The organism is Sphaerospermopsis sp. FACHB-1094, assembly GCF_014696195.1.
GTDB classification, from domain to species: Bacteria; Cyanobacteriota; Cyanobacteriia; order Cyanobacteriales; family Nostocaceae; genus Sphaerospermopsis; species Sphaerospermopsis kisseleviana.
Genome location: NZ_JACJPT010000004.1, coordinates 76,641 through 90,273 on the forward strand (window position 1 = coordinate 76,641; position 13,633 = coordinate 90,273).

Sequence of the window (13,633 nt, forward strand, 5' to 3'; positions counted from 1 at the left end):
TTTTTGTAGAAATAAATTTGTTGATGAGGAAAATTAGATCATGACTAGTGCATATACTAATAATCAATCTGCTTTGTTGTTGCCAAAACTGAAAAATGATTGTGATGTCACATCGGGTAATCCTGGAATTTGGGATACTCAAGCACCAAAAGCTTTTAATGATGTCGCTTCTAGTTTAGATTACAAAGCACCGGGAGCAGTAACCAGCGTGAGTTCTGTTCCCACAGTTTGGGCGCGAGCTTTATCAATGGAAATGGCATTACATAATGATGCTTACCCAATTCGAGAACAAATGATTACTCAATGGCAAGGAATGTTAGCGGTTTTAGCATTAGCAGAAGTCCGCAATTTTCCCATTAAATCCCAACTTTTAGAACTGGAAACAAAGAAAAGTAATCATGTTTTTGCTCGTTCTTTATATGAGCTTTTACCTGATCCTGTTAATACTCTTTATACATTTAATAATAACAAACATCCTTGGGAAGATTTATATGTTTTTACCTGTAATGATCAACCTGTGGGGATGACTTCACCTAGTACCTTAGTTGTACCTTCAGAACAGGGAAAATGGGATAGTATACCTTGGTGGGATGCAAATACATTACAGTTAAAATCACCTCATAATTATCTTAACCAAACAGAAAAAGAACAGTTAGCGTTTTGGTTAGATAACCTCCGCAAAGAAATCAGAAGATATAATGGTGATAGTAAAGCCATTGATAGAATTTTTGGTTTAGTTAATGGGTTTATTAATAGTTTGGGTGTGACAACTACACCGAACTTTCAATTTAGTAATAACCCCACATATTTTGAAGTTGAAATTAACCGAGGGGCGTTAACCGCGCTGAATTTACCTGTTAAGGTAGAGGTGAAAGAATCTAATGTTAGGGTGATTCCCAGTTTGATGAAACTGAATGTTCCGCAATTGTTAATTATTGATCCTGATATTGCTACTGCTTGGAATGAACCACCGCAAAATATATCTATTCACGAAGGTAAAACCTTAGCTGCTTTTCGTCCTGAAGATATTGGAACATGGAATAAAAGTAGAAAAGTAGTTTGTTTAGAATCGAAAGATTTATTTTTACCAGAGTTAAAATTTATTGATCAAGAGGGAATTTTACCAGGTGCTTTACTACCTGAAGGTACACAATCTTTAGTTTTTAAGAATCGGAATATTACACCTTTAATTCCTGTGAATCCGATTTTATTAAATTATTTCACCCCGGAGGATTTAACTAAGAAAATTAAATTACAATTGATTAATAATGGTGCAGGTGGTTCACAAGTACGGGTAAGTTTAACGTTACCTCTTTCTGGTGTGAAAGGTGGAAAAGTTCAGCAAATTTTTCTTTTAACTAAGGACTATCCTTTGTTAGAGGAGAATATTATTTATGAAGTTCCGGTGTTAGAGGTGTGGCCTGATTTTCGGGCTAAGGGTTGGCAGGAATATTATGGATTTTACTATGATGCTGAGTATGGGGAGGAGACTTTTCAGGTTAGTTTTCCCGGTGCGAAAGAAGTTCATTCTTTCAAAGAACGTAAAGGATCTTATCAAACAGTACAATTAGATGAATTTCCATCCTTTATTGAATGTAAAGACATTTATACCAATACAATTGGTTTAATTCTGTTAGCAAGTCCAGAAGAAGTTCCACTAACTGGTGAATGGGTAGTTGGTGTTGATTTTGGTACTTCCTTTACTAACGTCTATGTTAATAAAAACGATAAAGTAACAGAAAGATTGAACTTAGAAATACTGCATCGTAAAATTACTTATGTGTTAGTAGAAACCAGATTTCCAGTTTTGTTTGAATACTTCATTCCTGAGAGTTTTATTCCTGTAGAGAAACCCTTTCCGATGTCTACAGTCTTAACAACAAAAGGAGAAAGAAACACAAAAACAGACCAATTAAGTCCAATTTTTGATGGTCGTTTATATATTCCCGCACGAAATCGCTTTTCACCCCAAGAAACCTGGATCAAAACTAATCTCAAATGGGAAACTGAGAATTTAGGCAATAACCAACTATTCCTTAAACATTTAGCATTACATATTAGTGCTATAGCCGCTAAAAATGGTGTACAAAAAATTCAATGGTCTTTATCTTTTCCATCAGCTTTTTCACCTAAACAAGAACAGAACTATGCCAAAACCTGGCAGAAAATAACTAAAGAAATAGAAGCCAAAACAGGTATTAAACACAACAGCCCTGGTAAGGATGATGCAACTTATTTCCGTACTGAAAGTTTAGCTGTAGCCCAATATTTTGCTGAGTATGAAGATTGTAATTTAGTTAACTCTACCTGTATTGATATGGGTGGTGGTACATCAGATATTTCTATTTGGCAAGATGATAAGCTAGTTCATCAATGTTCTGTGGAATTAGCAGGACGTGATTTATTTTCTCAGTTCATCGAAATAAATCCTAATTTTCTCAAAAAATTAGATATTAACCCCGATGAATGGACGAGATTGAAAGGAGTTGCTTTCAATGCCAAACTGGATGTTTGGATGCGTCTAGAAGCTGATAACTGGTTAGATAAAAAACGGGATACTTTGGAAGAAAATAAAGAATTTCAAGGTTTATTACGGTTAATGGCAATAGGTATATCTGGCTTGTACTTTTATGTTGGTCAGATTCTATCTGTTTTATATCAAGAGGGTAAATACACTGTTGATGAAATCACTCCAGTCTATATTGGTGGTAATGGTTCACGTTTATTACATTGGTTAGCTGAACGTGGAGAATTTGACAAAAATTCAGAAATAAATGCTTTACTTAGTCGCATGATGAGTGTAGCTTCTGGTTTTACAGATACAGAAGAACCCACACGCCTAAGTCAAAACCCCAAAGATGAAGCTGCTTGTGGTTTAGTGTTAAAAGATAAAAAGCTCAAAGGTTTAAATAAAAAGGAAAAAGATCATGTAATTGCTGGTGAAGGTTGTGAAATAGATAATGAAACCTATAGTTGGCAAGATCGTTTAGAATTTAAGGCTAAAACCATTTCTAAATATCAAATTCCTGAACTAAATCAGTTAAGATTGTTTCTGGATGCTTTTCATGCTAGTCTAGATGATTTAGGAATTGATGGAATTAAACCACTAGAAGGTTATGAATTTGAAAAAGAATATCCAGATGATCCCGATCCGGAATACAATCAAAAGTTGTGGAAAGCTACAGTTAAGGAGTTGAGAAATTCTTTAAATTCCATTAAAGGTGATGTTGAAAGTATAGGTGAAGAACCTCCTTTTATCCTGGGCTTAAAGGCTTTACTGAAAGTTTTAGCTAGGGAATGGTCTGGTAAATAAAGCGGTTTAAATATGGGCGATATTTTCGCCCTGATTGTTTTCTTTCAATTATCAAGTATACAGAGGTGAAAAATGGAAGCTAATTCTAATATATGTCCTGTTTGTAAAACTGAATACGGTGATCATAATAGAGAAGAAGCTATAAGTTATTTCCTTATATTCATAGTTTCTGAATTGAAAAAAGAAAATTTAAATCTGAAAAAAGAGAATCAATCTCTACAAGAAAGATTAGAAAAATATGAAAATACTAATATTTCAGAAAATACATATAATAATCTAGCCGATAATAAAATACAAGAACTACTAAATCATTTTCAACACCCCTTAGTTGTTGAAGCCATTATTAAGATAATTAATGATTATTCTCAGGCACAAAATAATAAATTTCAGATGGAAAATCAAGAGAATTTAATAAATAAAGAAGAGGAATATATTAATCATGACAATGGTGAAAATTTAGATGAAACAAAAACTGATGATGAAGAAACTAAGAGCATCGCAGATAATTATACAGATTATTCTACAATTCTGACATTGCACGAACAGCAATTAGTAAATTCTTATAAGAATCCGGATTTCGATTTCCAGGATTTCCCGGAATGGATAATTAAAGTATCTGAGCCGGAAGAAAGTCAAACTAAGCGTTGGGGAGGCAGTAAAGAAGCAACAATTTTTCAACGTAATCGTCAAGGTAATTATTGGATAATCAATATAGATGATTGTTCATATATAGTTCCTCAAAGAAAATTTAAGATTAATGAATATAGCCAAGAGACATTACTCTCAACTTTTGACTGTCGCGGTTATCAATCAGGTAAATCTGAAAATTTTGTATTGGTAAAACCAGGTAAAGTAACTGTTAAAAATCAATATGAATGGCAATTAATTGACCCAGGTATCTTACAATTTTAATAAACAATATGTGAATATTATGCTAAAAACAAATCATATCAAATATATCTCAGTTTCTTTACTCATCTCTCTGATGGTGGGGTGTCAACGTCCTCCATTAAAATCAGAAAATAATAATGTTAAAGTTCAAGCTAACCCATCTCCTGTAATTTTACAGAACGTGGATGACTTTAATTCGATTTTATCCGCACATACCGAATTAAATAAATCAATAATTCAGTTAAATGCTAATCTCCAGAAAGTTATAGATGGTAACTTAGAAAGAAAAGAATTAGATTTTACCGATTCAAATAAAAAAATAGTTCAATTGAAAAATGCTCTCACAAAAATTAATAATCCAGACAAAATAAAAAACCTCGCAGATATAAACAAGACAATTAGTGATATAGAGAACGCCATCAAACCATTAGAAAAGGGTTTTAGTGATGCTGATGTTACTCAAGTCCAACAAATTATTAAACTCCAAGAAACTCAAAATATTGCACCTAATGGTAATTTTAGGAAAAAAACACAGATACAGTTACAAAATTTTTTGAATAAAAAAAATGAAATATTAAACAAACAATTTGATGTAATTAAACAACTAACAAAAAATCAACAATTATCGGATAATAATGGGATTGTAAGTAACTATCAACAGATAGTGTCAGAAAATCACAATCCTGCTAATCAAGATAAAATTCTGATACCTAAATCTGAACTTGACAGGATTTATAAACTTCTAAATTTGACTGTCAGTGTAAATATTATGAGTTTTATTATCTTTGGGGGATTAATTGCTTGGTTATTTTATAAGTTGAACATATTGGAAACAAAACAAAATCATTCATCAAATAATATAACTCAACCAAAAAGAATTGTAAATTACATTGAAGGAGAATTTACACAGATTAAACGGCATTTTGATAATTTAGATGAAAGGTTAAAAACCATAGAAAGAGGTTATCAAAATCCCCAAAGTCCCAGTTTATCAAATTACACATTTACGAATAATCAACCAATTAATACACCAGTTAATAGAGTAGTACATCCACTTAAACCCCAAACGGAAAATATTTATCAATCTCAGACATCTCTATCTAATCACGAAACCAAAATACTTACAGTATATAATAGTAAACCTCGTTCTTTATCTGCAAATGCAATCACTGTTGCAGAAAGTGATCACACAGTAGAACAGCGTCGTATTGGAAAAAAAGTTGCACCTATTCTAGAAAAAAATCAGTTAGGTAATTACTGGATAGTTCGAGAAGGAAATTATGAATATCTTGTACCCAAAGGCAATATTAAAATTAATGAGTATAATTATGAAACAATATCAAGCTGTTTTGAATGTATAGGATATCATCCCAGTTCTTCCAGTAGCTTTACATTGTTAAAACCAGCAACAGTATCATCTATTGGACAACATTGGCAATTAGTAGAACCTGGAAAATTACAATTTTAATAACTAAAAGAATCAATTAAATTATATGCCAGCTAATAATCTTGAAAAAGTAGATTTTTCAGAACAGGAATGTTTAGAGTGTTGTTTCAAATTAAAGGAAGTAAGGTTACAATTAGGTTTTAATTACTCAAACCTGCTAAAGTGGTAATGATAGGTAATTTACAAACCTGGCAATTGACGGAGAAAGGAATTATTGAATTTGAGTAGATGTAGATGAATATGAATAATAATTTACATGATTTAAAAATGAAAACTGACAGCTTATTAACTAAGCTCAAAGAACTTCAACTGACAACCAAGGATTTATTTTTAAAAAAGCTCGTATTTATCGAACAAGAGAGTATTTTACCAGGTGCTTTACTTCCTCAAGGTACGCAATATTTAGTATTTGCAAATCATCAGATTACTCCTCTTTTACCGCTTAATCCAATTCTACTAGATTATTTTACTCCAGAAGAATTAACTAAACAGCTTAAATTTGAATTGATTGATGAAGATGATTTATCACAGGTAAGACTAATTTTAGATTTACCAAATAGTGAAACTCCTTTGTTTAAAGATTATACAATTCAAGCAGAAAATCTTATTCCTGAAGTTCCAGTTTTAGAAGTATGGCCTAATTTTCAAGCAGAGGGATGGAAAGAATATTACGGTTTTTGTTATGATGCTGAATATGGAGAAGAAACTTTTCAGGTTTGTTTTCCTAATGTAGAGGAAATTAAGCAATTTCAAGAAGGTCGAGGTAGTTATAAAATAGTTAGATGTACTCAATTTCCTAAATTTATTGAATGTAAAAATATTCAAGAACATACAATTGGTATTATTTTACTACCAACACAAAAGAAAATAGAGCTTGCATATTCCTGGAAAATAGGTATAGATTTTAGAAGTGATTATACTAGCGTTTATGTTAATAAAGATGATAAAATTGTTGAATCTTTCAAATCAGATAATCTACATCATAAAGTTACAGATGTTTCTATAGAGACTAGGTTTCCAGTTTTATTTGAATACTTCATTCCTGAAAGTTTTATTCCAGTAGATAAACCATTTCCCATGTCTACCATACTAACTACTAGGGGAAGTGCAGACATAAATCAAGAACGTCCAATTTTTGATGGTAGAGTTTATATTCCTGTTCGGAATAGATATTCACAACAAGAAAGCTGGGTTAAAAAAGATTTACAATGCTCAACTAAAAATCTTAGATATATTCGGTTATTTCTTAAACACCTCATATTACACCTGACTGCAAATGCTGTTAACAACAAAGTTAAAACAATTGAATGGTGTATTTCCTATCCTCCTCAATTTTCCCGTAAAGGTAAATATAAATATGCTCAAATGTGGCAAGATATAACCAATAATTTACAATCTAAAACAGGTGTTAAACATCTTTGCCCCAATATTAATGATAGTCAATATTTTCGATCACAAAGTTTAGCATTTGCTCAATATTTTACTGAATATGAAGATTATGATTTAGTAAATACCACTTGTATTGATATTGGTAATGTAAATTCTAATATATCTATCTGGCAAGATAATCAACTTATTTATCAATGTTCTCTAAATTTTGGTAAAATAGACTTATTCTCTCAGATAATAAAAACTAACCCTCAGATTTTGAAAATATTTGATATTGAACCTGACAACTGGATAAAATTTCCAGAATATGCTTTTTATGACCAGTTAGATATTTGGTTAAGATTAGAGTCTGCAAACTGGTTAGAACGAAAAAGAGAGTTATTTATAAATCATCCTGAATTTCAAAAACTGATAACATTAATGTCTATTGGTTTATCTGGGTTGTATTTTTATATTGGTCAAATTCTTGCTGTTTTACACCACGAGGGTAAATACACTCTTAAAGAAATTACTCCTGTTTATATTGGTGGAATTGGTTCACGTCTTTTAAATTGGTTGTCAGAAGGTGGAGAATTTGATATAAATTCAGAAATTAATTCTTTACTCAGTCGCATGATGAGTATAAGTTCTGGTTTTCCTGACACAGAAGAAATTACACGCATGAGTCAAAACCCTCAAGATGAAGTTGCTTGTGGTTTAGTTTTGCAAGATCAAAAATTACAAGAATTAGATATAAATTTAAACACTATTGATAAATATGAGATTACTAATTTAACTCAGTTACAGCTATTTTTTGATACTTTCCATGATAGTTTAGATGATTTAAGAATTGAAGATATTAAAGCAATAGAAGGTTATAACTTTAATAAACCAGAGTATGAATATAATCAAAAATTATGGAGAGCTACAGAAAGAGAACTAAGAAACCTTTTAAATTCTCAAAAAGGTGATATTGAAAATATCCAACCAGAACCACATTTTATTGTAGAATTAAAAGCATTAGTTAGAGTATTATATAAGGAGATAGATAATCTATGACATCCAATTTTCAAGATGATTTAATTCGTAGAATTAAACAACTAGAGCAAATTATTGAACAAAACCTGACACCGCGAATCACTAATATAGAAAATTACCTATCTACACTTACTGAAAAAGTCCAAACTGGTTCAGTTATCGTCACAGGTGCTTTTACAACGGAAAAAATCACACCCCTAAATATATCTGAATTAGAATTAATAGAAGTTTATAATAACGTTCCCAAAGTTTTATTAAAAAACTCAATTATTGCCGAATTAACAGCTAAAAGTTATCGAGAAGATAACCAAAATCAACCTGTTTTATTAGAAAAAGATGAAAATGGTAAATATTGGATAATAGTATCTAATCAAAATAATATCTTTCTCTTACCTAGCATTAACATTAAATTGCATATTCATAAACTAAAAACTGTAGAAAAATTATTTGATTTTCGTGGTATTACTCCCACAGTAGATACTCATTTTCTATTAATTAAACCTGCTAGAGTATCCAGTTTACCTAGTGGTAAGGAATGGAAGTTATTAGAAAAGGGAATTTTAGAATTTACTAATGATATTTCTGGTGTTTCATTTAGATCATATTTAGATATAGATGAGCAACAAAATCAAGTTAAAAATAATTTAGAAAAAAATAATTTAGAAATTGAAAAAATCAATAATCAATTACATGATGTAAAATTTCATTTAGAAAATTTACAGCAGGAAAACTTAATTTTAAAATCCCAATTACAATTATCAGAAATTAAAGATAACCAAGCAAATACTAATTTAGAAATCCTGAAAATAAATAAACAATTAAATGAGGTAAAATTGGAATTAGAGAAATTTTATCAAGAACAAAAAAATTTAGATTCACAAATCAAAAATATACCAACAGTTAAAGATTCTGCTGATTTGCAAGATATAGATTTACTCAAAAAACAAATAGAATTATGGGTAATAGTAAAAAATTATAATCTCGAATTTGATTTTCCAGATAAGATAGAAGTTTCCGAAACAGCAAGTAGTAAAGAATCGCGTTGGAGTGGTGATATTGAAACACCATCAGTTTTTGAGCGCAAGAAAAAAGGTAGAGGAGAATACTGGATTATTAATAATCAATATTTAGTTCCTAAACCTAAACAAATAATTAATGAACATAGTTATGAAAATATATCAACATTCTTTGAATGTTTCAATTATAGTGATTTCAGATATGATAGGTTTATTCTCATCAACCCTGCTCAAGTAGCAATGATAGATAATTCAGAAAATTGGCAAGTTACAGAAAAAGGAATTATTGAATTTATAGATACTCAGCCAACAGCAACAAATAATAATACAGAAATATCAAAGATTGAGGAACAATTGGATAATTTAAAATCAATGTTAGAAAAAATGCAGGAAGAACGCAACAACTTAGAATCTCAAATAGGCAAAATTTCAGTTCTCAGAGATTATGTTTATCTGCAAATAGATTTAATTAAGGTGCGATTAGAATCTTTGGAAAATAAATCTGAATAGAGAATACCCAGATACCGGACTTCTTAAAGAAGTCCGGTATCTATTAATTAAATATTTAATAATAATTACCTCACAGAAAAAGCCTCACTAAATCTGCGGGTAATTGGCTCAACAATAAAGGTTAAAATCGACTTCTTCCGCGTCACAATCTCCGCATTTGCCACCATCCCCGGCGTAAATTCCACCTCTTTACCCCGCACAGTCACGGAATGCTTACTTAACTTAATTCTCGTCGGAAAAACCAAACCTAATTTTTCATCAACCACCGCATTCGGACTAATTTGTAAAACTTCCCCATCAACTACACCAAATTCTTGAAAGGGAAAAGTGGCTAATTTCACCTTTGCTTTCATTCCCTGACGAATAAAACCAATATCCCGGTTTAAAACTTTTACCTCTAACAGCATTTCTTCCCCTTCGGGTAAAATTGACAGCAATTCTTCCCCAGACTGTACAGGTCCTTTGGTAGCTTTGACTTTATAAATTGTTCCCGCTACTGGTGCTTTAATTGTTTCTCCATCTTTTTCTTGTTTCGCTTGTTCTAATTGTCCTGCAACATTGGCTAATTCTTCTTTACGTCTATTTATTTGCGTTAAAATTTCACTTTTTCTTTCTGATGCTAATCTTAAACCTTGATTTTTGGCTGCTTGATACGCTTGTTCAGCTTGATTAATTTCTTGTTTTTGAGCAGCAACATCTTTTCCTAAAGATGCTACTTTATCCTGTGTTTCTGTAACTCTATTTTTGGCATTAGTTACTTCATTCGTGGCTCTAATAATATCAGTATTTGCTCGATTTAATCTTTCCTGGGCTTCTAAATAATCAACTCTGGGAACAGCACCAGGATTTAATAAGGTTCTCAAATTTTCTTCTCGTTGTTGGGCAATTTTTAAACTTTCTTCTAGTTTAGCACGGATATTTTCTGCATTCACTAAATTAGTTTGAGCATTAATCACACTGGTTTTAGCATTAGCTAAATTTTCTTCTAACCGAGTTAATCTAATTTTCGCTTGTTTGATAATTGAAAGTTGGCGTTCTGCTTCTGCTTCTGCTGCTGCTTGTCTAGCTTTATAATCTAATAACCGGGAATTTAATAACTCATCTTGTAATTTTGTTCCCGCAGTATTTCCTCCGGTTCTTTCAGCTTGTAATCTTTGTAAATCTTCTTCAATTAATTTACTTGATTTCGCTAATCTGTTAACATCGGTTTGTTGTAAATTAGGGTCACGTTCAATTAATATTTGATCTTTAGTTACGCGATCGCCCTCATTAACTTTCACCGCTACAATAGATCCATTACCTAAAGATGTCACCGGTCTCACTTGAGTAGAAGCAATTAATTCTCCCGGTGCTGTCGCTACTTCATCAATTTCTGAAAAATGCGCCCAGGAAATAGTACCAAAGACAATAACACTAATAGTTCCCGCTAATAATCTTGTATAAAGTGGTGGTAATTCCTGTACAGCTTTACCCAATTCATAGGATAATTGTTCCTCTGGTTTAGCAAAATTTTCTTTTGTTTGACGTGCTTGAACAGGATTTGCAGATAGGGAATATTTCATATATTTGGTAATTGGTAATTGGTAATTGGTAATTGGTAATGGTTAATTGGTAATTGGTAATACAATTTTGGATTTTGGATTTTGGATTTTGGATTGTTTTTGTCAATTCCAATCTAAAATCTAAAATCTAAAATTTTCTTCCCCAGTCACCAATCACCAAAATTAAATTGCTAAATAACGCGGCAAAAAGTTTTCTACAGTTTCCAAGTGAAAGTTATAAATTCTTTCTTTCTAAATTGGCAATTTCTTCCGATGTACAGTAAAATTCATTAGCTAATAAAGTGCGAAAAGTTCCTAAACTTGTTTGTGCTGAAGAGTTCAATAAACCTAATGCTCCCCGTAAACCATCCACTGCAAATAAAGGAACATTAATGATGATTGGTTGTTTGTTAAAGATGCGACTAAAAATTTTGGGAATGTCCTCACGCAATAAAATTTTAGGTCCTCCTAATAGTAAAATTTGATTACGAGCCTCAGCAACGGTTAAAGAATCTACGACTATTTTGGCTAAGTCATCGGTACTAATAATAGATGTGCGATTTTTGGGATCACCGATGAGCAAATATAAATCAGTTTCTCTAAACCGTTCCGCCAAAGGTAGCAGGTTTGATGCTAAACCAGATGGGCGTAAAATAGTGTAATTTAAGCCACTACTTTGCAGATATTTTTCTACTGTGCGTTTAGTTTTGAAAATGGGAGCGTCTTCATATCCTCTTTCAGCACCTAAAACGGATATCAAGACAAAATGCTCAACAGTTAGTAATTTTATGGACAAATATCCTCAAGCTACTTTGACCAGTATTACCCGGAATGGGTAGATATATTTCACACCTTGACAGGCTTTTTTGATATCCTGTTCTCTCCGCAAATCACCAATAAATATATCAGAAACCCGGTGTTATAACTCGCTCTAATGAGACGTAAGACAAACAAAAGACCTTACCGACTTCTGTTGTTGACGTAATAACCGCACCATGCGGCGGCCAATATCTCCCGTTGCTCCAGTTACTAGAATCATAACTTTTGGATTTGAGTATGGGGCTTTATGTAGTTAAGTTTAATCACTATTTTCAAATCAGCAAATTCCTAAAATCCGAAATTTTACAATTTTTGTTTAAAATAATAATGTTGGGATTAGTTGGGATTTAGTAAAACTGATGCAAATACCAGAAACAAACCCAAAGCTGAAAATACCTGTATCCAGTCTCTATGTTAGTGACTTTTATGCTTGGACACAGGAACAAGCTGATTTACTCCGCAACCATCAATGGCATAAAATTGATTGGCAAAATTTAATTGAGGAAGTTGAATCCTTGGGGAAACAGCAACGTCAAGAACTGCGAAATCGTTTAAGTATTTTAATAGGACATTTATTAAAATGGCAGTTTCAACCACAACGCCGCAGTCGTAGTTGGTTAGCAACCCTTCGCATTCAACGCTTAGATACTATTGAATTACTTGAGGAAAATCCGAGTTTAAAATCCTATCTTGAGGAGGCACTTGGTAAAGCTTATTTGAAAGGTGTGGAATTAGCTGTTAAAGAAACTGATTTACCTCGTAGCAATTTTTCTGCTACTTGTCCTTATAGTTTGACGGAAATTTTAGATGATGGTTTTTATCCTGGTGAAGCTAGTGAGTTAGTCAATGAGTGAGAATCGTTAAACATTTTTAATAGTCTTATTAGTGATATTTTGTGTAGTCTTCATTTTACGGAAATAAGCCTAACCGAATCCATAATTGCCTTGCTATCACTTGTGATTGACTATTTAGTTCTAAAGTTTTTACAGTTGCTCGTCCGATAGGCGTTATACCTATAATCAAACCAGTTTGAGAATTAACTTGAAAATGATCTTCCCATCTGTCTTCTCTGGGATTAAAAAGACGAACTTCCATATTAGATTCAGGATCTATTTCACTAGTACGTGTTCCTTTACGCAGATTACAAGAACGACAAGCAAGGGCGAGATTAAATTCAACATTAGCACCACCACGAGAAATAGGAACTATATGTTCAACCTCAAAGGGAAAATTAAATACTAATTCGGGTGCATGACAATATTCACAACGATGAATGGCGCGATTTGCCACCAGATTATAAAATGGGTTCATTGACTTGATCGTTGTGCTAAATATGCTGTTCTGGCTGTAGCAGCATTGAGTTCAAGATTAACAAGATTATCTAACTCCATTTGTATTTCTGGGGAAAGTATCTGTCCTTGATCTCTTGCTGTTCTCCACATATTCATTAGCTCTGATAAACGTTGTTGTTGCTCGCTAGTGAAGAATTGGTCAGGATGAAAGTTATCAATAACTAATATGGCACGAAATTCAACTTTACCTAACTGCGTAGTCAAAGCATCTAAAGCTTGACCTGCGGTTTTGCCAACACATTGTTTATCACCAGCGATGGCACGATAACACACTTCACCACTGGCATTTGATATGGGCAAAATAGCAACTGTAGTCATAATGCTGATTTGGGTATCTG

General features: G+C 32.2%; 9 protein-coding genes and 1 pseudogene. 6 read left to right on the forward strand and 4 right to left on the reverse strand.

Annotated features, from left to right (window positions below; all coding sequences use genetic code 11):
* Positions 1-40: 40 nt before the first annotated feature.
* The 5 genes from H6F47_RS02180 (at position 41) to H6F47_RS02200 (ending at position 9,583) form a co-directional block, all read left to right on the forward strand.
* Positions 41-3,313: a hypothetical protein gene (locus H6F47_RS02180; protein WP_190647479.1), complete on the forward strand. Its 3,273-nt coding sequence runs from the start codon at positions 41-43 to the stop codon at positions 3,311-3,313.
* A gap of 72 nt (positions 3,314-3,385) precedes the next feature.
* Positions 3,386-4,225 (forward strand): hypothetical protein, encoded by an 840-nt coding sequence (locus H6F47_RS02185; RefSeq protein WP_096572365.1) that lies wholly within the window; start codon positions 3,386-3,388, stop codon positions 4,223-4,225.
* 19 nt (positions 4,226-4,244) lie between these two features.
* Positions 4,245-5,672, forward strand: a complete 1,428-nt coding sequence (locus H6F47_RS02190; protein WP_096572366.1) for a DUF1241 domain-containing protein — start codon at positions 4,245-4,247, stop codon at positions 5,670-5,672.
* Positions 5,673-5,885: 213 nt separating this feature from the next.
* Complete coding sequence (locus H6F47_RS02195) at positions 5,886-8,078, forward strand: hypothetical protein (RefSeq protein ID WP_190647480.1); 2,193 nt, start codon at positions 5,886-5,888, stop codon at positions 8,076-8,078.
* The gene (locus H6F47_RS02200) at positions 8,075-9,583 is read left to right on the forward strand and encodes a hypothetical protein (RefSeq protein ID WP_190647482.1); all 1,509 of its coding nucleotides are present in this window, start codon (positions 8,075-8,077) and stop codon (positions 9,581-9,583) included. The genes H6F47_RS02195 and H6F47_RS02200 overlap by 4 nt, the downstream gene beginning before the upstream one ends.
* 65 nt (positions 9,584-9,648) lie before the next feature.
* Here H6F47_RS02200 and H6F47_RS02205 read toward each other — a convergent pair whose 3' ends face one another.
* Positions 9,649-11,145 (reverse strand): HlyD family efflux transporter periplasmic adaptor subunit, encoded by a 1,497-nt coding sequence (locus tag H6F47_RS02205; protein WP_190647484.1) that lies wholly within the window; start codon positions 11,143-11,145, stop codon positions 9,649-9,651.
* A gap of 162 nt (positions 11,146-11,307) precedes the next feature.
* Positions 11,308-12,163 (reverse strand): annotated as a pseudogene (locus H6F47_RS02210) (NAD(P)H-binding protein).
* A gap of 139 nt (positions 12,164-12,302) precedes the next feature.
* Between H6F47_RS02210 and H6F47_RS02215 the strand changes: the two are divergent.
* A complete protein-coding gene (locus H6F47_RS02215; RefSeq protein ID WP_137666135.1) occupies positions 12,303-12,797 on the forward strand; it encodes a DUF29 domain-containing protein in 495 nt (164 codons plus the stop codon).
* Positions 12,798-12,852: 55 nt separating this feature from the next.
* Here H6F47_RS02215 and H6F47_RS02220 read toward each other — a convergent pair whose 3' ends face one another.
* Together H6F47_RS02220 and H6F47_RS02225 are read right to left on the reverse strand one after the other, a co-directional pair.
* A complete protein-coding gene (locus H6F47_RS02220; RefSeq protein ID WP_137666134.1) occupies positions 12,853-13,254 on the reverse strand; it encodes an HNH endonuclease signature motif containing protein in 402 nt (133 codons plus the stop codon).
* A complete protein-coding gene (locus H6F47_RS02225) occupies positions 13,251-13,613 on the reverse strand; it encodes a hypothetical protein (protein WP_137666133.1) in 363 nt (120 codons plus the stop codon). Before H6F47_RS02225 ends, H6F47_RS02220 begins: the two co-directional genes overlap by 4 nt.
* Positions 13,614-13,633: the final 20 nt, after the last annotated feature.

Bases quoted from the DNA above. Each gene is read 5' to 3' on its own strand.
- H6F47_RS02180 (WP_190647479.1), top strand. From the start codon at position 41: ATGACTAGTGCATATACTAATAATCAATCTGCTTTGTTGTTGCCAAAA.
- H6F47_RS02185 (WP_096572365.1), top strand. From the start codon at position 3,386: ATGGAAGCTAATTCTAATATATGTCCTGTTTGTAAAACTGAATACGGT.
- H6F47_RS02190 (WP_096572366.1), top strand. From the start codon at position 4,245: ATGCTAAAAACAAATCATATCAAATATATCTCAGTTTCTTTACTCATC.
- H6F47_RS02195 (WP_190647480.1), top strand. From the start codon at position 5,886: ATGAATATGAATAATAATTTACATGATTTAAAAATGAAAACTGACAGC.
- H6F47_RS02200 (WP_190647482.1), top strand. From the start codon at position 8,075: ATGACATCCAATTTTCAAGATGATTTAATTCGTAGAATTAAACAACTA.
- H6F47_RS02205 (WP_190647484.1), bottom strand. From the start codon at position 11,145: ATGAAATATTCCCTATCTGCAAATCCTGTTCAAGCACGTCAAACAAAA.
- H6F47_RS02215 (WP_137666135.1), top strand. From the start codon at position 12,303: ATGCAAATACCAGAAACAAACCCAAAGCTGAAAATACCTGTATCCAGT.
- H6F47_RS02220 (WP_137666134.1), bottom strand. From the start codon at position 13,254: ATGAACCCATTTTATAATCTGGTGGCAAATCGCGCCATTCATCGTTGT.
- H6F47_RS02225 (WP_137666133.1), bottom strand. From the start codon at position 13,613: ATGACTACAGTTGCTATTTTGCCCATATCAAATGCCAGTGGTGAAGTG.